The sequence below is a fragment of the Rhodopseudomonas pentothenatexigens genome (genome assembly GCF_900218015.1).
GTDB lineage: Bacteria > Pseudomonadota > Alphaproteobacteria > Rhizobiales > Xanthobacteraceae > Rhodopseudomonas > Rhodopseudomonas pentothenatexigens.
This window is the reverse complement of record NZ_UFQQ01000001.1, coordinates 125804-146344: the sequence shown is the minus strand read 5'-3', so window position 1 is coordinate 146344 and position 20541 is coordinate 125804. Positions and strand designations below refer to the sequence as shown.

Sequence of the window (20541 nt, the reverse complement as noted above, 5' to 3'; positions counted from 1 at the left end):
GGGCGCCGCCTAACGCAAATCCGGGGTCGTGTCAAAAAGCCGCTGGTGCTCGGCGAGCGCGTAGCGGTCGGTCATCCCGGCGATGAAATTGCGAATCCGCAGCAGCCGGTCGGCTTCGCACTCGGCCACCGGGCCATGGGCCGGCAGCCAGTCCGGCGGCAGATCCTCCGGATGATCGCAGTACCGCTGAAACAGCTCGGCGACGATGGTTTCGGCGTCGCGCATCACCTTCATCACCCGCTCGGCGCGGTACATCCAGGTCCAGAGAAAGGCCTTGATCTCGGCTTCGGCTTTCGCGGTGTCGGCCGGGAACGCCACCAGTGCCCGGTCGGCACGGCGGACGTCATCGGCCGATTCCGGCTTAGCCTCCCCGATCCGCCGCTGCGCCTCGGCGGCAACCGCGCCGATCAGCGTCGAGATCAGTTCGCGCACCAGCTCGGCGCCGCGCCGGCCGTCGTCGAGCCCCGGATAGCGCCGGTCGACCGCGGCCACGATCCGCGCCACCAGCGGTACCTCGACCAGATCGTCGATCCGGAACAGCCCGGCGCGCAGGCCGTCGTCGATGTCGTGGGCGTCGTAAGCGATGTCGTCGGCGATCGCGGCCACCTGGGCTTCGAGCGACGCAAAGCTCCAGAGCTGCAGGTCGAAACGCTGGTTGAACTCGGTGATGCCACGCGGCACGCCGTGCTCGGCATAACGCGGCAGCGGCGCGCCGGCGCGGTCGGTCAGCGGCCCGTTGTGCTTGACCACGCCTTCCAGCGTTTCCCAGGTCAGGTTGAGGCCGTCGAACTCCGGATAGCGGTGCTCCAGCGCCGTCAACACCCGCAGCGTCTGGGCATTATGATCGAAGCCGCCGGCGTCCTTCAGGCAGGCATCGAGCGCCCGCTCGCCGGCGTGGCCGAACGGCGGATGGCCGAGGTCGTGGGCCAGCGCCAGGGTTTCGGTGAGGTCTTCGTCGAGCCCGAGCTGACGGGCGAGCGCCCGGGCGATCTGCGCCACTTCCAGGCTGTGGGTCAGCCGGGTGCGATAGTGATCGCCTTCATGAAACACGAAGACCTGGGTCTTGTGTTTGAGCCGGCGAAACGCGTTGGAATGGATGACGCGGTCGCAATCGCGGCGAAAGGCGCTGCGGGTCCGGCTCGGCGGCTCGTGAAATTGCCGGCCGCGGCTGTGGTCCGGATCGCAGCCAAAGGCTGCACGGGGGGCTGCCATACCGACCGACACGCGCGCGACTCGTCCTGACCGTTTGATTCTGCGGTGCGGCGCACTTAACTACTGTTGGCAAAGAAATCCAATGACGGGCCCTGCCCGTCAACACGGAGCGGCGAGATGACGGAATCGAGCGTCACCATCAGCGAACGCGCGGCGCGCCGGATCGGCGAAATCCTCAAGGGCGAAGGCCAAGGCGCGATGCTGCGGATCAGCGTCGAAGGCGGCGGCTGCTCGGGCTTCCAGTACAAATTCGACGTCGACCGCACCAAGACCGACGACGATCTAGTGATCGCCAGAGAGGGCGCGGTGGTACTGGTCGATTCTGCCTCTGTGCCGTTCCTCGAAGGCTCCGAAGTCGATTTCGTCGACGACCTGATCGGCGCCTCGTTCCGGGTCAACAACCCGAACGCCACCGCCTCCTGCGGCTGCGGCACCAGTTTCTCGATCTGACGTTCTGATCGACGGCACGGTTGCGGCGGCCGGGCGGCACCCGCAGCCGTTGGCTTTGAGACGCCAGGTCAAGACAAACGTCTCCTGCCGTACCATCTGCTCTTGGTTCCGGTTCCCAGGTCCGCTAAGGCGCGGCCAAAGAACCCTCCGAACGGCTTTTTGGCAGCGCGCGATGCTCCGCGCGTTGCGCGGCCATGTCGAGGATGGGTCAACAGCCCCCGGAAACCTCGATGTCGGTGCCTCCCAGCGTTCCCCGTCCGCCTCTGCGCGTCTCCAGCGTCCATGCCGGCCTGATAACCGCACTGGTGCTGGCGCTGAGCTTCGGCGCAATGCTCGCCCTCACCTTCTCGATGCAGAACGACGTGATCGCGCGCGACCGCGATCACCAGATGGCGGCCGTCAGCCAGGCGATCACCGCCGCGCTCGACGGAGCCGGACGGTTCGCGCTGACCCAGGCGGAGACCTCGGCGCGGCAGCGGGCTGTGGCGCGCGCACTTGCCGCCGGTGACCGCGCCGCGCTGACGGAACTCACGGCCGCCCCTTATGCGTATCTGAAAAGCCAGGGCGTTCCGGTGTTCGGCTTTCACGCCGCCGACATGACCTATCTGCTGCGGCTGCATCTGCCGGATAAGTTCGGCGACGACCTGACCAAGTTTCGGCAGATGGTGCTCGCCGCCAACAAGACGCGGCGCTCCCAGGTCGGCCTTGAGATCGGCGTCGCCGGCACCTTCGTGCGCGGCATCGCGGTGATCAACGACGGCGACCGCTTCGTCGGCACCGTCGAGGCCGGTCTCAATCTCGAGCCGATCCTCGAACAGGTAAAGACGCTGACCAATGCCGACATCGCGGTGGTGCTGAGCCAATCACTCGCCGAGTTGCCGCCGCGCAGGCCCGGCGACAAGGGCGAGCAGTTCGGCGACCTGATCGCGCTCGCTTCGACCGACACGCCGCTGTTCACCGGCTTGTTGCGCGACGGCGCCATCCGCCTCGCCCGCACCCGCGAGATCACCCCGCATCGGATCGGCGGCGAGACCGGCGCGATCCTGGTGCAGCCGCTGATCGACTTCTCCGGCCGGATGATCGGCAACATCGCGGCAGTGAAGAGCTTCCCGTCGCACGGCGCAGCGTTGCAGCGGACCCGGATCGAGCTGATCGCGGCGGCGCTGATCGGCACTGTGCTCGCCTTCGTGGCCTTCTTGGTGTCGGCCCGGATGCTGAAGCCGCGCGACGAGGCGCAGGCATGAAGTCACTGCTGGCGGCTCTGCTGATCGTTTTCGCTGCGCTGTGCGGTGCGCCCGCATCCGCCGCAAGCTCGCCCTCGGAAGTGCTGCCCGAAGGCGTCGAACTGCCAGTCCAAGTCCGCATCGGCTTGCGCGTGCTCGACATCACCGAAATTCGCGAGGTGATCGGCCGCGCGAGGCTGTACATCGAAGTCACCCAGCGCTGGACCGATCCGCGCCGGCGGTTCGATCCGCTCGACGCCGGCACCTCGCGGATCGACCGCGTCGGCGTCGAAGCACGGCAGTACATCGCCGGAATCTGGACGCCAGGCCTGGCGATCGACAATCAGCTCGGCGAGCCCCGCGCCAAAGTCGATGCGGTCTCGGTCTATGCCGACGGCAGTGTCGTGCTGGTCGAGCGCTACGAGGCCGATTTCCGCGTCGGCGTCGATATGGCGGCGTTTCCGTTCGACCGCCAGCGGCTGTCGCTGTCGTTCTCGCTGCCGCGCTACGCCAAACAGGACGCGATGCTGGTGACCACCGAAACCGACCGGTTGTTCTCGCGGATCGAACCGAAATTGTCAGTGATCGATTGGCGGCCGCTCGACCTGACCTTCTTCTACGACGAAGCCGCCGGCTGGAACGCACGCGCCTACTCGCGGCTCAACGCCACCGTCGGGATCGAGCGGCTGTCGGAGCGCTATCTGCTGCGGCTGTTCATCCCGATTGTCTCGACGCTGGCGGTGTCGCTGTTCGTGCTGTGGATCCCCGGCACCGCGCCGAAGGATCACGGCAGCCTGGTGTTCTCCGCCCTCCTCGCGCTGGCGGCGATCAGCTTCACCTACGAGGCGAGCTTCCCCGGTTCGATCTCGTTGAACACCCCGATCGCGAAGATTATCTCGCTCGGCTATTTCTATCTTGTGGTCGTGGTGCTGATCGATGCGCTGCTCTGGAAGCCGCGCAGCGATCCGGACTCGCGCTATCACGTGCTCGCTACGGGGCTGCGTTCACATTGCCGCTGGGCCCTGCCGTCGATCATGGTGATCGTCTGTCTCGCGCTGGTGCTGCGGGGATAGCGACAGACGTTGATCCGGCAATCCCGCCGCGTCCTCACGTGGTGAATTCGGACTTCACGATCAGCCCGGGCTTGCCGTTCGCGAGCCGTCCAGCCACCATGTTCTTGACCGTCCAGGTGCCGTCGATGTTGTAGCTGACGTTGAAGGCCGTGAACCCTGGAGTGGCGTCACAAACCGCGGCCGTCGCCGACATTGCGCCGAAATCCAATGCGGTCCCCGCGGGGTAGGTCCCGGTCTGCACGTAAAACTTGAGCGACGGCGTGCAGTCGAGGGCGACGCTGGGCGGCGCCGTCACGAAATTCGACAGCAGGATTCCACCGGCAAGCGTCTGCATCGCCACTCCCGTATTGTAGGCGACCAGCACCGGATTGAACGTTGCCGTCGCGATCCGGAATACGCCGGTGTTCAGCCCGGCAGTGACCGTGGTCGGCGACAGGCCGAGCGCCGGCGTGACCGTCATCGTCGTGGTGTTGCCGGTGGGCGTGCCCTGCGCCGGAGTCGGCTCAATCGCACGGATCGCCCCGGCCTGTCCGACCGGCTGTCCCGGCTGCAGCGGCGCAATCTGCTGCTGCACCCCAGCGTAGGTCTGCAGCGTGATCATGAAGCTCAGGATCGCGCCGGAGGCTTGGTAGGGTAGCAGCGGCTGGCCCAACAGGCTGCTGGTAAATACCTGACCGCCGCTCGAATACTGTGCCGGTTGCTGGAAGAAGCAGAAGTTCTGCAGCGTATTGCCGCCGTTTTGCAGATTGATGGTGATGGTGGTGGCCATGATGTGCGCGCCGTTGCTTCGCCAGCCACGTCGATGAAACGCCAACGGCCGGAGGCCGTCGAGGCCCCCGGCCGCGGTCGCTCCCACGCCGCCCGATCAAACCTTCATTGTCGGCGGCGCGGCGGCTCCTAATCGAACACGGCGGTATTGCCGGCGACCTGGGTGCACATCGTGCCCTGGTAGGGTCCGCCGGTCGGGCCGACCTGATACTCGCGGGTCACCACGATATTGCCGGGCTGGCTGAGGTTCGCGACGTTGATCGGCTTCAGGAAGTTCGCCGCGGTACCGGTGGAAACCACGGCGGTGCCGGCCTCGTTGAGAATCTCGGCATTCGGCGCCACCGGAGCGATCAGCCCCGTGGTGTAGACCGACTTTTCGACGAGACCACGGGTGCCGTCGGCCAACAGCGTGGAGGCCATGTTCTTCACGGTCCAGGTGCCGTTGAGGTTATAGGTGACGTTGAACGTGGTGTAGCCGGGGGTGGCGTCGCAGATCGCGGCCCCCTGCGACGACGAGGTGAAGTTCATCACCGTGCCGGCCGTATAGGTGCCGGTCTGGACGTAGAACTTGATGATCGGCTGACAGTCGAGATTGGAGTTCGGCTGGGCCGTCACGAAGTTCGACAGCGTGATGCCGCCGGACAGCGACTGCACCGCGGAACCCGCGTTGTAGGCGGTCAGCACCGGGTTGAACACCGGCGTGATAATCCGGAACGAGCCGGCCTGCGGCCCCTGCGTCGAGGTCGGCACCGACAGGCCCAGCGATGGCGAGACCGTCATGTTGGTGGTGTTGTTGGTCGGCGTGCCGCCCGCCGCGGGGGTCAGGTCGATCGGCTGAATCGCGGCGAGCTGTCCGGACGGCTGACCGACTTGCGGCGGCGCCACCTGCTGCTGGACGCCTGCATAGTACTGGAGCACCATCGAGAAGCTCAGCACCGCACCCGACTGGTCGTAGGGCAGCAGCGCCTGGCTGTAGAGGCTGTTGCTGTAGACCTGGGCGCCGCCGGAATACTGCGCCGGCTGCTGGAAGAAGAAGAAGTTCTGGAGCGTGGTGCTCTTGTTGGTGACGTTGATCGTGATCGTGGTGGCCATGATGATCTCCTGCGGGACGACGGATCTGCGATTGCACCCACGGTGCTTATGCAACCTTGGGTTGCGCAACTGTAACCCCACATGCTGAGACCAAATCAACTTATAGTTGCATTACACGCAAATCTCGCGTCGGCCGCTTGCGCCGGCCGCAATTCTGCAGCTTCAGAGGTCGGAAGCCTCGGGAGACAACGAGGTGATGAAGGCGATCAGCAGGGTCTTGGATCGCTCCGGCAGCCTTGCCTCGACGCGACGGACGCAGCTCAGCAGCTGGGAGTCGGCCGAATCAGACGGAGCCGGTGCCTTGTGGCCGTCGATCCGCCCGCGGCCCGCCAGAAACCAGTCGAGCGAGACGTCGAGCGTGTCGCACAACAGCACGGCATGATCCACCGAGATCGGGCCGTCGTTCTTCCAGCGCGTGATCGTGCTCTCGTTGACGCCCATCGCGAATGCCAGGGCATGCTGCTTGGTCATGCCCCTGAGCTGCATGGCTTCGACCATTCGTGCTCCGCGACCCGACATGCCCGGCGCCCCGTCTTCAGACCGATCATCATGCCGCCGCGACCGCGGTGCGATCGCCGCAACTCATCGCCGCGGCGGATTTGCCTCCGACGCCGATTGCTCTATCACAGCGCTGCACGGCACGATCTGCCGCGGCGCAAATCAATCCCGGGCAACGGACGGCGCAATGCGGATTGCCACCTGGAACGTCAATTCGGTCCGGCAGCGGCTGGACCATCTCCTGACCTGGCTGCAGGACTGCCGGCCCGACGTGGTCTGCCTGCAGGAGATCAAATGCGTCGACGAGGCGTTTCCGCGCGAGCCGATCGAGGCGCTCGGCTACAACGTCGTCACCCACGGCCAGAAGACCTTCAACGGCGTGGCGCTGCTGTCAAAATATCCGCTCGAAGAAGCCAATCCGGGCCTTGCCGGCGACGACGCCGATGTCCATGCCCGATTTCTCGAAGGCGTGGTGTCTTTGAAGCGCGGCGTGGTGCGCGTCGCCTGCCTGTATCTGCCCAACGGCAATCCGGTCGGCAGCGAGAAGTATCCGTACAAGCTGAGCTGGATGGCGCGGCTGCGCGACTACGCCCAGCAGCGGCTGAAGACCGAGGAGCCGCTGATCCTGGCTGGCGATTTCAACGTCATCCCCCACGCTGAGGACGTCCACAATCCGGCCGCCTGGACGGAGGACGCCCTGTTCCGCCCCGAGACCCGGGAGAGCTTCCAGACCCTGCTCGGCCTCGGCCTCACCGACGCGCTGCGCGCCACCACCGACGCGCCCGGCCAGTACACTTTCTGGGACTACCAGGCCGGCGCCTGGCAGAAGAACTGGGGGCTGCGGATCGACCATCTGCTGCTGTCGCCCCAGGCCGCCGACCGGCTGCGCCACGTCGGCATCGACAGCTATGTGCGCAACTGGGAAAAGCCGTCCGACCACGTCCCGGTGTGGGCGGATTTCGATCTGGAGACGGCGTAAGCGCTATTGAAGCACTGCGTGCCGTCATCCTGAGGTGGCGCGCAAACGGCCTTGAAGGCGACGGCGGCCTCACGGACGGCGCCGACCATCCTTACGGCCATCTTCAAGGCCCGCCGCGATGCGCCGAGCACCTCAGGATGACGTCATGCTTACCAATAAGGATGGATCGCCGGTGCTGGCGACGCCCCCCGCGCGACCGCCTCAGTCCCGCCGGCCCTGGACCCAGTGCTCGAGCATCTGCAGCGCCATCACCCGGTCGTCGTCGGAGGCCTTGGCGACCGCCCGGTTGTAGCTGTCCTTGATCCAGGCCTCTTCCGGCGTCGCGGCATCGCGGGCCAGGGTCAGCCACATCAGGCCGCGGGCGGCCTGGCGGGGTAGCTTGTCGCCGTTGAAGAGCAATTGGCCGAGCATCGCCTGGGCCTGGTGCTGGCCCTTCTGAGCGGCGAGACCGAGCCAGCGCGCGCCATAGCGGAAGTCGCGCGGCACGCCGACGCCCTCGATGTACAGCCGCGCCAGATCGTACTGCGCGTCGGCATTGCCGAAATACGAGGCGGCGTAGGAGAACATCTCGCGCGCCCGCTCCGGATCGCGCTTGACCTTCGAATTCGGGATGCCGTCGAGATAGTAGCGGCCGAGCGCCACGAAGGCGTTGGCGACGATCGCGGCCTGCGGTGCCGACGGGCTGTCCTCGGCATGGGCGTTGGCGATCTTGCTGAAATAGTCGAAGGCGCGCAGGTCGTCCTGATCGACGCCGTTGCCGTCGGCATACATCTTCCCGAGCCGCCACTGCGCGATCGGGTGACCGCCTTCGGCGGCATATTGCAGGGCGGTCAGCGAGGTGGTCGACGGCGCCGCCGGCAGCGCCTTCTTCAGCGCCGGCACGGTGGCCGGCTGGCTGGTGGCGACCGGGATCGCGGTGTCCTCCGGGCGAACCGGGGTGCCTTCGAACGCAGCCGCCGGGACGGCGCTCGCTCCGGCGCCGATCAGCAACGCGGCAAAAACGCTACGCTTAAAATTCCGCATCGCACATCTCGCGGGTCACCCCCGGTGCGGTCGCATCGACCCGCCGGCTTTCCATCCAACACGCTCCCGCCCTCTCCTCTGTCGCGGCAACACCCGTTTCGGACGGGTCAGTTGCCGGCGCCACGGCGGTCAATTTTCTGTCACGGCCGCGACCGGCCGTCGGCTGTTCGACGGTCAGGTGATCGCACCTTATGTGGCCATGATTGCGCAAGATCGTCGCCGGGAGCTGGGCAACCTCACCATCGCCCTGCTGTTTGGCGAGATGACGGCCGAGCCGCTGCAAATCCGCGGCAGACAGTGACTTTTTGAAGACGTGAGCTGGGGCGCCGAAGCCACTCGATCGGCCGTTGGTAACCGCCCCCGACAGGTTCGCGAAACCGCCAGCGTTCTGGCGGCTCGTCGGCATCGACTTGATAGGCGTCGTGGCGAACATCGCGAACTCGTCTTTCCGGCCGCCTCGCTGTCGGGCTTTCCGGACCTTCCGGTGAGACCATCGACCTGCGCTCGGCTTAGGTCTGATGATCTCATTGACCGGTGTGGCCAAAAAGCGGCGTGTGCAAGAGCGACCGTCAAAGACGGTTAAATGATGCGGAACTGTTGCGGCATAGCAACAAGAGTGTCCTGGCGGACACCCTTGTCAGGTGCATTTAGTCGCCGCTGGGGTCAGGCGTTGAGCACCTTGCCGTAGGCGTCGAGCACGGCTTCCTTCATCATTTCCGACAGCGTCGGATGCGGGAAGACGGTGTGCATCAGCTCTTCCTCGGTGGTCTCGAGGTTCATCGCCACGACGTAGCCCTGGATCAGCTCGGTGACCTCGGCGCCGATCATATGCGCGCCCAGGAGCTGACCCGTCTTCTTGTCGAAGATCACCTTGACCAGGCCCTGGTCCTCGCCGAGCGCAATCGCTTTGCCGTTGGCGGTAAACGGGAAGCGGCCGACCCGGATCTCCCGGCCCTGCTCCTTCGCCTTGGCCTCTGTAAGCCCCACGGAAGCGATCTGCGGCTGGCAATAGGTGCAGCCGGGAATCAGGCTCTTGTCGAGCGGGTGCGGATGCAGGCCTTTGATGGCTTCGACACAGATCACCCCCTCGTGCTCGGCCTTATGGGCCAGCATCGGCGGTCCGGCGACATCGCCGATCGCGTACAGGCCGGGGACGTTGGTCCGGCCGAGCCCGTCGGTGACGATGGTGCCGCGATCGAGCTTCACGCCGAGCTTCTCCAGCCCGAGATTCTCGACATTGCCGACCACGCCGACCGCCGAGATCACCCGGTCGAATTCGGCAGTCTCCGGCTTGCCGTTACCCGGATCGATGGTGGCAACGACGCTATCTGCCTTCTTGTCGAGCTTGGTGACCTTGGCGCCGGCCAGGATCTTGATGCCCTGCTTCTCGAACCGCTTGCGGGCGAGCGCGGCGATCTCGGCGTCCTCGACCGGGAGGATCTGCGGCAGCACCTCGACCACGGTGACCTTGGCGCCCATGGTGTGGAAGAACGAGGCGAACTCGATGCCGATCGCCCCTGACCCGACCACCAACAGCGACTTCGGCATCACCTCCGGCACCATCGCCTCGAAATAGGTCCAGACCAGCTTCTTGTCCGGCTCGAGCCCGGGCAGCACCCGCGGCCGCGCCCCGGTGGCGACGATGATGTGCTTGGCCTGATAGCTGCCCGGCGGCAGCGCGCCCTTCGGCGCCTCGGTCTTGGAGACGCTGACCGTCAGCTTGCCCGGCGCGTCGATGGTCGCCGCGCCCCAGATGATCGAGATCTTGTTCTTCTTCATCAGGAAGCCGACGCCGTCGTTCAGCCGCTTCGATACCCCGCGCGAGCGCTGCACGATCGCCTTCGGATCGAACGAGATGTTGTCCGCCGACAGCCCGTAATCCTTGGCGTGCTGCATGTAGTGATAGATCTCCGCCGAGCGCAGCAGCGCCTTGGTCGGAATGCAGCCCCAGTTCAGGCAGATGCCGCCGAGATACGACTTCTCGACGATCGCGGTCTTGAACCCAAGCTGCGCCGCACGGATCGCCGCGACATAGCCGCCGGGCCCGGAGCCGATGATGATGACGTCGAAGGAGGTGTCAGACATCTAGCACCAATTCATATTCGCAGCCAAAGAAATGAGATTGAGGAACCATGTGCTTGAACATCGACGAGAACTCCTCGCTCCGACGGCTCAGCGGCAGGAAATACTCATTTCCCCAAGGATGCAAATGCTGCCGAAGTCGCTCAAAGAGAGCGTCGGGCAGGATGTAAAGAATGGATTGAAATCGGACGGGTATGTTTTGTAACCCGCAATCGTTATTTCCGATTTCAACTTTCTTCCGCTTCAGCCATTTCTCTTGGCAAAACACCCCAAGGCGGTTCTGATCAACATAGCGAGATCGCTTGTCGAACAGATTTTGGTCTGTGTTGCAGGCCTCGATCGCAATTAGATCGGCGAACTCTATCTCGTTACATTCGGGATCAAGCCCAAAGTGCCCGTAGAGAGCATCCGGTTGAGTACCGAACTGCCTAGACCCAGGCACATACAAATAGGGCATAGAGTCTTCGCGCTTCTTTCGCATGCATAGCCACTTCTTCCCGTCGACAGAGAACTGGTCCGGCCAAGAAGCAAGAAACTCCTTCACGACAGAGTCGCTAACTTGATCCTCCGTCATGAATTTATCACACCATCATCATCACGGGATTTTCGATCAGCGTTTTGAAGGCGCCGATCAGTTCGGCGCCGAGCGCACCGTCGACGGCGCGGTGATCGCAAGACAGCGTCACGCTCATCATGGTGGCGATCTCGATCTTGCCGTCCTTGACGATGGCACGCTGCTCGCCGGTGCCGACCGCCAGGATGGTGGCGTGCGGCGGGTTGATCACCGCGGTGAAGTCCTTGATGCCGTACATGCCGAGGTTGGACACTGCGGTGGTGCCGCCCTGATACTCTTCGGGCTTCAGCTTGCGGGCCCGCGCGCGGGCGGCAAAATCCTTCATCTGCGCCGAGATCGACGACAGCGACGCCGTCTCCGCGCTGCGGATGATCGGGGTGATCAGCCCGCCCGGCATCGCCACCGCAACGCCGATGTCGGAGTGCTTGTGCTTCAGCATGCCGGCTTCGGTCCACGACACGTTGGCGTCGGGAATCCGCTGCAGGGCGATCGCCATCGCCTTGATGATGAAATCGTTGACCGACAGCTTGTAGGCCGGCTTGCCGTCCTTGTCCTTCGGGGCGGCGGCGTTGATGTCCTCGCGCGCAGCCATCAGCCGGTCGAGGTTGCAGTCGATCGTCAGATAGAAATGCGGAATGGTCTGGGTCGACTGGGTCAGCCGCTGCGCAATGGTCCGGCGCATGCCATCGTGCGGCACGACTTCGTAGGAACCTTCCGGATACAGCGCGCGGATCTGCTGATCGGACATCGCCGGCGCGATCGCCGGACCGGCCGCAGGCGCCGCAGCCGGCGCCTTCAGGCCGCCGCCGCGCTTGGCCTGCTCGATGTCGCGGGCGATGACGCGGCCGTGCGGGCCGCTGCCGCTGACGCTGGAAATGTCGATGCCGGCGTCCTTGGCGAGCCGTCGCGCCAGCGGCGAGGCGAACACGCGGCCATTCGCTGGCGCCGCGGCCCCCTCACCCGCCGCCTGCGGCGGCGACCTCTCCCCGCTGGGGAGAGGTGACAACGGCTGGGGCGTCGGCTTTTGGTCAGCCTTGTCCTGTGCGTGCGAGTTGGCCTCGGCCTTGCCAGCTGCTGGGCCGGCTCCCTCTCCCCTCTGGGGAGAGGGCTGGGGTGAGGGGGCGCTGGCGGTAGTCGTCTTCGCCCCTGCCCCCGCCGCCTTGGCGTCCTCGCCGTCCTCGGCCAGCACCGCGATCACGTCGTTGACCGGCACGTCCTGGGTGCCTTCGGGCACGACGATCTTGGCCAGCGTGCCTTCGTCGGCGGCTTCGACTTCCATCGTCGCCTTGTCGGTCTCGATCTCGGCGATGACGTCGCCGCTCTTGACCTTGTCGCCCTCCTTCTTCAGCCACTTCGCAAGGTTGCCCTTCTCCATGGTCGGCGACAGCGCGGGCATCAGAATGTTGATCGGCATGAGGACAGAACCTTACTGCGGCCGTTCGGTGGTGGCGCCGGTGTCGGTCGGGCGCGACAGCTCGGCCTCGAACATCTCGACGATGCGCTCCAGCGCCTCGTCTTCGGTGTATTCGCTCTCGCGCGCATAGGCACGCGCGGCGTGGCGGGCGATGTCGACCAGCAGCAGCCCCCACATCTCCGGATCTTCGAACGCGCGCATGAAAGCGATCGACAGACCGCCGTCGAGCACGAAGGCGCGCAGCACTTCGATCGCGTCCTCGCGGCCTTCGACGTCGGGCGGCAGCGGCTGTTGCTTGGGTCCGGTCATAGGCTCACCGATAGCAAACGGCTTTGGCGGCCTCGACCACCTCGGCGACGCTGGGCAGCGCCAGCTTTTCGAGATTGGCGGCATACGGCATCGGCACATCCTTGCCGGATACCCGCGTCACCGGCGCGTCCAGATAATCGAACGCGTGCTCCATGATCCGGGCGGAGAGTTCGGCGCCGATGCCGTTCTGCTGCCAGCCCTCTTCGACCGTCACGGCGCGACCGGTCTTCTTCACCGAAGCGATGATCGTCTCGGTGTCGAGCGGACGCAGCGTGCGCAGATCGATCACTTCGGCCGAGATGCCGTCCTTGGCCAGTTCGTCGGCGGCCTTCAGCGTGTAGGTCATGCCGTGCGACCACGAGATCAGCGTGACGTCGCTGCCCTCACGAACGATCCGCGCCTTGCCTATCGGGATCACGTAGTCGTCGAGCTTCGGCACCTCGAACGATTGGCCATACAGCATCTCATGTTCGAGGAAGATCACCGGATTGGGATCGCGGATCGCCGCCTTGAGCAGGCCCTTGGCGTCGGCGGCCGAATACGGCGCCACCACCTTCAGGCCGGGGATTTGCGAGTACCAGGCCGAGTAGTCCTGGCTGTGCTGCGCGGCGACGCGCGAGGCGGCGCCGTTGGGGCCGCGGAACACGATCGAGCAGCCGAGCTGGCCGCCCGACATGTACAGCGTCTTCGCCGCCGAGTTGATGATCTGGTCGATCGCCTGCATGGCGAAGTTGAAGGTCATGAACTCGACAATCGGCTTCAGACCGGCCATCGCCGCACCAACGCCGACGCCGGCGAAACCGTGCTCGGTGATCGGGGTGTCGATCACGCGGCGGTCGCCGAATTCCTGCAGCAGCCCCTGCGTGACCTTGTAGGCGCCCTGATACTCGCCGACCTCTTCGCCCATCACGAACACGTCGGGATCGCGGCGCATTTCCTCGGCCATCGCATCGCGCAGCGCTTCGCGGATCGTCACCGTCACCATTTCGGTGCCGGCAGGAATATCCGGATCGGCGGCCGCCGATACGGTCGGCGCTTCGGGCGCATGCTGTGCGGGCGCGGCTGCGGACTTCGCCTGCGCGGCTTCTGGCTCCGCTGATGGCGGTGCCGATTGCGAAACCTTGTTCTGCACGGCCGGATCGGACGCCTTGTCGGCATCCGCGGCGCTCTCGCCGTCGCCCAGGATGGTGGCGATCGGCGTGTTCACCGCGACATCGTTGGTGCCTTCGGGGATCAGGATCTTGCCGAGCGTGCCCTCGTCGGCGGCTTCGACTTCCATCGTCGCCTTGTCGGTCTCGATCTCGGCGATGACGTCACCGCTTTTGACCTTGTCGCCTTCCTTCTTCAGCCATTTCGACAGGTTGCCCTTCTCCATGGTCGGCGACAGCGCGGGCATCAGAACTTGGATTGGCATTGGGGCTCCGCAGTCATTCAGTCAGGCGGGAAGCAGCCGCGACACGGCAAGGCGGGAATCAGCGATACACATCGGTGTACAGCTCGGACGGATCCGGCTCGGGATCGTGCTGTGCGAAGTCAGCCGACTCGTTGACGATCTTGCGAACTTCGCCGTCGATCGCCTTGAGATCGTCCTCGGTCATGTCGAGCGCCAGCAGACGCTTGCGGACTTGCTCGATCGGATCCTGATCGTTGCGGATCTTGTCGACTTCTTCGCGCGACCGGTACTTCGCCGGGTCAGACATCGAGTGACCGCGGTAGCGGTAGGTCTGCATTTCGAGAATGAACGGACCGTTGCCGGCGCGGCAATGTGCAACCGCCTTGTCGCCGGCGGCCTTCACCGCGCGCACGTCCATGCCGTCGACCTGCTCGCCCGGAATGTTGAACGACACGCCGCGCTTGGAGAAATCGGTCTGCGCCGAGGAGCGCGTCACCGAGGTTCCCATCGCGTAGCGGTTGTTCTCGATCACGTACACCACGGGGAGCTTCCACAGCTCCGCCATGTTGAAGCTCTCGTACACCTGGCCCTGATTGGCGGCGCCGTCGCCGAAATAAGCCAGGCAGACGCGACCGTCGCCCCGATAGCGGTTGGCGAAGGCGATGCCGGTGCCGAGCGAAACCTGCGCGCCGACGATGCCGTGTCCGCCGAAGAAGCTCTTCTCCCGGCTGAACATGTGCATCGAGCCGCCCTTGCCCTTGGAGTAGCCGCCGCGGCGTCCGGTGAGCTCGGCCATCACGCCGTTGGCCTCCATGCCGCAGGCGAGCATGTGGCCGTGATCGCGATACCCGGTGATCACTTGATCACCTTCGCGCAGCGCCATCTGCATGCCGACGACGACGGCTTCCTGGCCGATGTAGAGGTGGCAGAAGCCGCCGATCGCACCCATGCCGTAGAGCTGACCCGCCTTCTCTTCGAAGCGGCGGATCAGCAGCATCTCTCGAAAAGCGCCGAGCTCCTGTTCCTTGGTGAAAGGCGGCACGTTCGACGGTGACGCTCCTCCGGCCTTGTCCTGTGCTGTTTCCTTCGCGGCGCTCTTCTTGGGTGCAGCCATGGCGATTCCGATGAGAGATGAGATGAGCCTCTCTATCGTAACTTATAGCGGCTTGAAAGGATCGCTATGTCGCTGCGCGCAAATCAATATGCCGCAGTGCAGCGACACGAAACTTTCGAAATCGTTCGTCCAGATTTTTGGAATTTGCGCACTCAGCGCGCGGGCAGCATCCGCACCAGGTCCGCCGGATTGGCGAAGTCGAGCTGATAGCGCACGCGCTCGTCGAGCATATCGGGATCGATCCGGTCGGAGCGCAGCAGCGACACCCGCTGCTCGGCCTCGGCGCGCTGCTGGCGCAGTTGCACCAGCTCGGCAGTGAGCGCGGTGATCTCCTGGTCGAGCTCCTGCTGCGCCGTCAGGCCGTAGCGGCCGGTGTAGGCGTTGACGCCGAAATAGCCGATCACGGCGGCGGCGATCGCGTACAGCGCGATGCCGGCGAGGATCGATTTGAGACGACTGCGGGTGACCATGGCCGCACCATCGGATAGCGCGGTTAACGTGCGGCTAACGCCGCACTGGTCCCGCCAGCTCGCAACCGACGGGACGCAGGCGGGACTTCACTTGTACTGCTGGGCGACAAAGCCTGCGAAGGCGTCGATGTACTTCTGCAGGAACTCGCGCAAGGAGTCCTTGACCAGCGTGCCGTCCTCGGCGAACGCATCCGCAATGCCGCCGACATAGGCCTCCGGCTGCTGCAGCGTCGGCATGTTCAAGAACACCAGGCACTGACGGAGGTGGTGGTTGGCGCCGAAGCCGCCGATCGCGCCCGGCGAATTCGACAACACCCCGGCCGGCTTCTTGTCGAAGCAGCTCTTGCCGTACGGGCGCGAGCCGACGTCGATCGCGTTCTTCAGCACACCGGGAATCGAGCGATTGTATTCAGGCGTCACGAACAGCACGGCGTCGGAAGCGTTGATGTCGTCGCGGAACTTGGTCCAGTCGGACGGCGGCGCGTCGGTCTCTAAATCCTGGTTGTACATCGACAGGCCGTGCAGCGTGACGATGTCGAGCTTCAGCGAGTCCGGGGCCAGCTTGGCGAGCGCCTGCGCGGTGCGCAGCGAATACGCTTGCTTGCGCAGGCTGCCGACGACGACGGCGACGCGATGGGGTGGAGCCATAGGGAATTCCTCCGGAGCAGCAATGGAAATACTCTCGCGGCGAGCCTAGCCCGCCGCGACGACGGAGAAAGCTCAACTCACGACATCGTCGCTGTGATGACGCGGTTTTGATGGGGGAAACCGTCCGCGTCCACCTCTGCGCCGGCCACAGCGCCGGCCTCACCCGCCCTATTGAGCCGCCGCGCGGTTGCCCAGCACCTCATGGTTGTGCGCGCCGAGCTTCGGCGTGGCGAGCTCCGGATGCGGCCGTTCGCCGTCGAACACGATCGGCAGACCGGCGACCTTGAGGCCGGTATCCGGCATCGTGCGCAGCAGATCCACCGCGGCGAGCTGTTCGGTGGCGGCAAGCTCCGGGATGTCGTTGACCGGGCTCACCGGCACGCCGGCGCCCTTGAGCGCAGCGAGCCAGTCGGCGGCGCTGCGGCTCTTCAGCACCTCCTGCATCAGCGGGATCAGGACGGGCCGATGCGCCTGCCGGTCGCGCACCCGCGCAAAGCGCTGGTCGGCGCTCCACTCCGGATGGCCGAGCACCTCGGCGCATCTGGCGAACAGCCGGTCGTTGCCGGCCGCGATCACGATCGGACGGTCGGCGGTCTCGAACACCTGATACGGCGCCAGCGTGCCGCTGGCGGTGCCGTGGCGCACCGGCGGCTCGCCGTCGAGCAGATAGCCGCTGAGCGACATGTCGACCCAGCCGACCGCCGTGTCAAACAGCGAGGTGTCGATCACGCATCCCTTGCCGGTGACATGGCGCTGCTGCAACGCCGCCAGCGCGCCGATCACGCACCACTGTGCAGTGGCGCGGTCGTTGATCGGCGGCGCGCAGAAGGTCGGCGGATGCTCCGGACCGCCGGTCAGCGACATTACCGCGCCATAGGCCTGCAGCAGCGGATCGAAGCCCGGCTCCTTGCTCAGCGGACCGGACTTGCCGAACGCCCACACCGAACAATAGATCAGCCGCGGATTGACCGCGCACATCACGTCAGGCCCGATGCCGCACGAAGCGACCACGCCGGAGCGCAGATTCTGGATCAGGATGTCCGCATCCTGGACAAGCTCCTTGAGCCGCGCGACGTCGTCCGGGTTCTTGATGTCGAGCGTCACCGAACGCTTGTTGCGGTTGTAGGTATGAAACAGCAAGGAATCGCCGTCGACGAAGGGCGGGCCCCAGTGCCGGGCATCGTCGCCGCCGTCGTGCTTCTCGATCTTGATCACCTCGGCGCCCATGTCGCCGAGGATCATCCCGGCCATCGGCCCGGCGATCGCCTGCGCGATCTCGATCACTTTGATTCCGGCGAGCGGTCCACCCATTGCGGTCTCCGTTTTCGTGTTATGAGTTTCGGCGCGCACTGTTTCAGTGGCGCGAGGCAAATTGCAAGTGTCTGGCAGGAGCGGAGCGCGCAATGGTGACTGCCGAATTTCTCATCACCTCGCTGATCGTCGTCGCCTCGCCCGGAACCGGCGTGCTCTATACGGTGGCCACCGGCCTGTCGCGCGGCTCACGCGCCAGCGCGATCGCGGCGTTCGGCTCGACCATCGGCATCGTGCCACACATGGCGGCGGCGATCCTCGGCCTTGCCGCCCTGCTCCACACCAGCGCGGTGGCGTTCCAGACCTTCAAATATCTCGGCGTCGCCTATCTGCTCTACATGGCGTGGAAGACGCTCGGCGAGCGCGGCCCGCTCAGCGTCGAGAGCGATGTCGGCGCACGCTCAGCACTGCAGATGACGGTGACCGGCGTGCTGATCAACATCCTCAATCCAAAACTGTCGATCTTCTTCCTCGCCTTCCTGCCGCAGTTCGTCTCGGCCGACGACGCGCATCCGCTCGGCCGGATGGTCGAGCTGAGCGGCATTTTCATGCTGATGACCTTCGTGGTGTTCGTGATCTACGGTCTGTTCGCCGCCTGGCTGCGCGACCACGTCATCACCCGGCCGCAAGTGATGACCTGGCTCCGCCGCAGCTTCGCCGCCGCCTTCGTGGCGCTCGGCGCCAAGCTGGCGACCGCGGAGCGGTGACGCCTGTTAATACGCTGATCGTCTCACGGCCGTCATGCCCGGGCTTTTCCCGAGCATCCACGCCTTACGGCGGCTCAACAAAGAACGCGCGGATGGCCGGGACGAGCCCGGCCATGACGAAGCATAGCACCTTCGCTACTAAGGGCGTCAATCAGGTCCGCGCGCGGATCTCGTTGAGCACGAAGTTGCCGATCCGCTTGCCGCGATTGCGCAGCACTTTGAGGACGCCCTGGTCGACGAAATAGGTCAGCAGAATGCTGTCCCGCGTCTCGACGTCCGCGGGGACGGTATCAGCCGAGTGCCAGGTGTGCTTGTCGACCGCGAAGGCATAGCCCGAATTCGGCGCGAACTTCATCTGCCGTGTCTTCGGCATCGAGCCGTCCGGCAAGACATCATGGAAGATCGTGCCGATATCGGTGTGGGCTTCGTCACGCGGCAGATAGAGCTGCACGGTGATGCCCTTCCAGTGTGTGTCGGTGTGCGGCGTGATCTTGTAGCCAGGGATGTCGCGGGTCAGGATCGGGATCGGAAACATCCCGACCGACTGGGCGCCGGGGCCGAACCGCCGCTCCAGCGCCGGCGCCAGCTTGCGCCGAAACGCGTCCTTCACCGGCTCCGAGCACAGCGCATCGCCGACCATGCGCCAGACCGAGCGCTGCTCGGGCGGCAGGTGCCGGATGTATTCCGGAAACAGGTCGATCTTCACCCGGGTGTGAGTGCCGTCAGCGAGATCATTGCCCTTGCTGCGGCCATGCATCGGCCGATAGTCGTTGCTCTGCGGCATCGCCTTGAGGATCGCCGCGTAAACCAGCGCCGGAAAGATTCCGACGAATTCGAGATGGTAGAACGGCTCCATCACCACGGCGGCGGATTCGATCGCCCCGACGATGTGATTGATCAATGCGGCAGTCGCCTCCGCCAATTCCGACGGACGCCGTTCAGCCATTTGGTCCATGATTGTGCCCTGCTCTGCTGCGCCGCATGAGAATAACTCTCAATTGCGGCGACAGCCAGCAGGTTTCTCAGGCAATCGCGGCGTTTATTTGGTCGGATCGATCAGATACTTTTCGCCGGTCGCGCGCTTGTTGTAGACGGCGATGGCGTCGAGCGTCAGAGCCTCCTTCAGCGACACCACCTTGGTGTAGCGGCTGGCGAAGGTGGTCTTGATCTCGGCGGCAACGCGGGCGCGCAGGCGCGCAGCATCGGCGGCGCCGATCTTCTGCAGGAACGGGAACAGCAGCCAGCCGCCGACCGCCCAGGCGAAGCCGAAATTGCGGACGATCTCGGTCGGCTTGGTGTCGAGGCTGCCGTAGATATAGACCTGCTTCGGAATGTTCGAGCCGTAGCGGCTGTAGGGGCCGGTGGCGGTCTTGCCGATCGCCGCTTCCATGCAGCTCAGGATTTGGCCTGCAAGCCGGCCGCCGCCGATCGCGTCGAACGCGATGGTGGCACCGGTCTTGACCAGCGCCTCGGTGAGATCGTCGAGGAAGGTCGGTGCGGTGGAATCCACCACGTATTTGGCGCCGATGTCGCGCAGCAGCTTGGCCTGCGCCTCGCTGCGCACGATGTTGACCAGATCTATGCCGTCCTTGAGGCAGATCCGGTTGAGCATCTGGCCGAGGTTGGAGGCCGCGGCCGTGTGCACCAGCGCCTTGTGGCCCTCGCGCTTCATCGTCTCGGTCATGCCGAGCGCGGTCAGCGGATTGACAAAGCACGAGGCGCCATCGGCCGCGGTGGTGCCGTCCTGAAGCTTCAGGCAGTCGGCCGCCTTGATCAGGCGGTATTGCGCGTACATCGCACCGCCGATCATCGCTACGGTCTTGCCGAGCAGCGCCTGCGCTGCATCCGAGCTGCCGACCTTGATCACCGTGCCGGCGCCCTCGTTGCCGACCGGCATGGACTCGTCGAGCCGGCCCGCCATCGCCTTCATGGCGGCTTCCGGCACCTTGGCGGTGATCACCGGCGCATCCGCGCTGCCGGACGCTTTCGCGGTCGACATGTCGGCGGCGCCGAACAACAGGCCGAGATCGGACGGATTGATCGGGGTGGCTTCGACCCGCACCACCACCTCGTCGGGGCCGGGCTCGGGAATGCTCACCGGCACCAGCGAGACTTCGAGGTCGCCGCTCGCCTTGATCAGCGAGCGCAGTTGCAGTCCGGTGATGGCCTCGGTCACGTCTCTCTCCCTGCTGTCTGTTGCG

At 65.2% G+C, this 20541-nt stretch carries 22 protein-coding genes; 5 read left to right on the top strand and 17 right to left on the bottom strand.

Annotated features, from left to right (window positions below):
- Positions 1-9: 9 nt before the first annotated feature.
- A complete protein-coding gene (locus DWA33_RS00675) occupies positions 10-1224 on the bottom strand; it encodes a deoxyguanosinetriphosphate triphosphohydrolase (protein ID WP_114356197.1) in 1215 nt (404 codons plus the stop codon).
- A 105-nt stretch (positions 1225-1329) separates the two neighbouring features.
- On the opposite strand from DWA33_RS00675, the gene erpA reads away from it, so the two are divergent.
- The 3 genes from erpA (at position 1330) to DWA33_RS00660 (ending at position 3958) form a co-directional block, all read left to right on the top strand.
- Entirely contained in the window at positions 1330-1662 is a 333-nt protein-coding gene (erpA, locus tag DWA33_RS00670; RefSeq protein WP_114356196.1) for an iron-sulfur cluster insertion protein ErpA, read from the top strand.
- Positions 1663-1892: 230 nt separating this feature from the next.
- The gene (locus DWA33_RS00665; RefSeq protein WP_114356195.1) at positions 1893-2906 is read left to right on the top strand and encodes a cache domain-containing protein; all 1014 of its coding nucleotides are present in this window, start codon (positions 1893-1895) and stop codon (positions 2904-2906) included.
- Positions 2903-3958 carry a ligand-gated ion channel gene (locus DWA33_RS00660; RefSeq protein WP_114356194.1) on the top strand — a complete coding sequence of 352 codons (1056 nt, stop codon included), beginning with the start codon at positions 2903-2905 and terminating at the stop codon, positions 3956-3958. Before DWA33_RS00665 ends, DWA33_RS00660 begins: the two co-directional genes overlap by 4 nt.
- A gap of 34 nt (positions 3959-3992) precedes the next feature.
- On the opposite strand, the gene DWA33_RS00655 is transcribed toward DWA33_RS00660, so the two are convergent.
- From DWA33_RS00655 to DWA33_RS00645, 3 genes are all read right to left on the bottom strand, one after another.
- A complete protein-coding gene (locus tag DWA33_RS00655) occupies positions 3993-4727 on the bottom strand; it encodes a hypothetical protein (RefSeq protein ID WP_114356193.1) in 735 nt (244 codons plus the stop codon).
- A gap of 128 nt (positions 4728-4855) precedes the next feature.
- Positions 4856-5818 carry a hypothetical protein gene (locus DWA33_RS00650; protein ID WP_114356192.1) on the bottom strand — a complete coding sequence of 321 codons (963 nt, stop codon included), beginning with the start codon at positions 5816-5818 and terminating at the stop codon, positions 4856-4858.
- Between the two features lie 162 nt (positions 5819-5980).
- Positions 5981-6316 (bottom strand): helix-turn-helix domain-containing protein, encoded by a 336-nt coding sequence (locus tag DWA33_RS00645; RefSeq protein WP_244601165.1) that lies wholly within the window; start codon positions 6314-6316, stop codon positions 5981-5983.
- A 187-nt stretch (positions 6317-6503) separates the two neighbouring features.
- On the opposite strand from DWA33_RS00645, the gene xth reads away from it, so the two are divergent.
- On the top strand, positions 6504-7295 hold the full coding sequence (gene xth, locus DWA33_RS00640; protein ID WP_114356190.1) for an exodeoxyribonuclease III: 792 nt from the start codon (positions 6504-6506) through the stop codon (positions 7293-7295).
- Between the two features lie 201 nt (positions 7296-7496).
- Here xth and DWA33_RS00635 read toward each other — a convergent pair whose 3' ends face one another.
- The 11 genes from DWA33_RS00635 to DWA33_RS00585 form a co-directional block, all read right to left on the bottom strand.
- Positions 7497-8318 carry a tetratricopeptide repeat protein gene (locus tag DWA33_RS00635; protein WP_114356189.1) on the bottom strand — a complete coding sequence of 274 codons (822 nt, stop codon included), beginning with the start codon at positions 8316-8318 and terminating at the stop codon, positions 7497-7499.
- The gene (locus tag DWA33_RS00630) at positions 8305-8751 is read right to left on the bottom strand and encodes a hypothetical protein (RefSeq protein WP_114356188.1); all 447 of its coding nucleotides are present in this window, start codon (positions 8749-8751) and stop codon (positions 8305-8307) included. The genes DWA33_RS00635 and DWA33_RS00630 overlap by 14 nt, the downstream gene beginning before the upstream one ends.
- A 230-nt stretch (positions 8752-8981) precedes the next feature.
- Positions 8982-10403, bottom strand: coding sequence for a dihydrolipoyl dehydrogenase (gene lpdA, locus DWA33_RS00625; RefSeq protein WP_114356187.1), 1422 nt, complete (start codon positions 10401-10403; stop codon positions 8982-8984).
- Positions 10396-10974, bottom strand: a complete 579-nt coding sequence (locus tag DWA33_RS00620) for a hypothetical protein (RefSeq protein ID WP_114356186.1) — start codon at positions 10972-10974, stop codon at positions 10396-10398. Before DWA33_RS00620 ends, lpdA begins: the two co-directional genes overlap by 8 nt.
- A 7-nt stretch (positions 10975-10981) precedes the next feature.
- A complete protein-coding gene (locus tag DWA33_RS00615) occupies positions 10982-12388 on the bottom strand; it encodes a pyruvate dehydrogenase complex dihydrolipoamide acetyltransferase (protein WP_114356185.1) in 1407 nt (468 codons plus the stop codon).
- A 12-nt stretch (positions 12389-12400) separates the two neighbouring features.
- Positions 12401-12697, bottom strand: coding sequence for a DUF5076 domain-containing protein (locus DWA33_RS00610; RefSeq protein WP_114356184.1), 297 nt, complete (start codon positions 12695-12697; stop codon positions 12401-12403).
- Positions 12698-12701: 4 nt separating this feature from the next.
- Entirely contained in the window at positions 12702-14111 is a 1410-nt protein-coding gene (locus tag DWA33_RS00605; RefSeq protein ID WP_114356183.1) for a pyruvate dehydrogenase complex E1 component subunit beta, read from the bottom strand.
- 58 nt (positions 14112-14169) lie between these two features.
- The gene (gene pdhA / locus DWA33_RS00600) at positions 14170-15204 is read right to left on the bottom strand and encodes a pyruvate dehydrogenase (acetyl-transferring) E1 component subunit alpha (RefSeq protein ID WP_114356182.1); all 1035 of its coding nucleotides are present in this window, start codon (positions 15202-15204) and stop codon (positions 14170-14172) included.
- A gap of 152 nt (positions 15205-15356) precedes the next feature.
- Positions 15357-15674, bottom strand: coding sequence for an FtsB family cell division protein (locus tag DWA33_RS00595; RefSeq protein ID WP_114356181.1), 318 nt, complete (start codon positions 15672-15674; stop codon positions 15357-15359).
- Between the two features lie 87 nt (positions 15675-15761).
- A complete protein-coding gene (locus DWA33_RS00590; RefSeq protein WP_114356180.1) occupies positions 15762-16322 on the bottom strand; it encodes an NADPH-dependent FMN reductase in 561 nt (186 codons plus the stop codon).
- A 168-nt stretch (positions 16323-16490) separates the two neighbouring features.
- Positions 16491-17633: a CaiB/BaiF CoA transferase family protein gene (locus tag DWA33_RS00585; protein WP_114356179.1), complete on the bottom strand. Its 1143-nt coding sequence runs from the start codon at positions 17631-17633 to the stop codon at positions 16491-16493.
- Positions 17634-17725: 92 nt separating this feature from the next.
- On the opposite strand from DWA33_RS00585, the gene DWA33_RS00580 reads away from it, so the two are divergent.
- A complete protein-coding gene (locus tag DWA33_RS00580) occupies positions 17726-18340 on the top strand; it encodes a LysE family translocator (RefSeq protein WP_114356178.1) in 615 nt (204 codons plus the stop codon).
- A gap of 151 nt (positions 18341-18491) precedes the next feature.
- Here the strand turns inward: DWA33_RS00580 and DWA33_RS00575 are convergent, their stop codons facing one another.
- Both DWA33_RS00575 and DWA33_RS00570 read right to left on the bottom strand, forming a co-directional pair.
- Positions 18492-19295, bottom strand: a complete 804-nt coding sequence (locus tag DWA33_RS00575; RefSeq protein ID WP_114356177.1) for a hypothetical protein — start codon at positions 19293-19295, stop codon at positions 18492-18494.
- Between the two features lie 84 nt (positions 19296-19379).
- The gene (locus DWA33_RS00570) at positions 19380-20516 is read right to left on the bottom strand and encodes a zinc-binding dehydrogenase (RefSeq protein ID WP_114356176.1); all 1137 of its coding nucleotides are present in this window, start codon (positions 20514-20516) and stop codon (positions 19380-19382) included.
- Between the last annotated feature and the right edge of the window lie 25 nt (positions 20517-20541).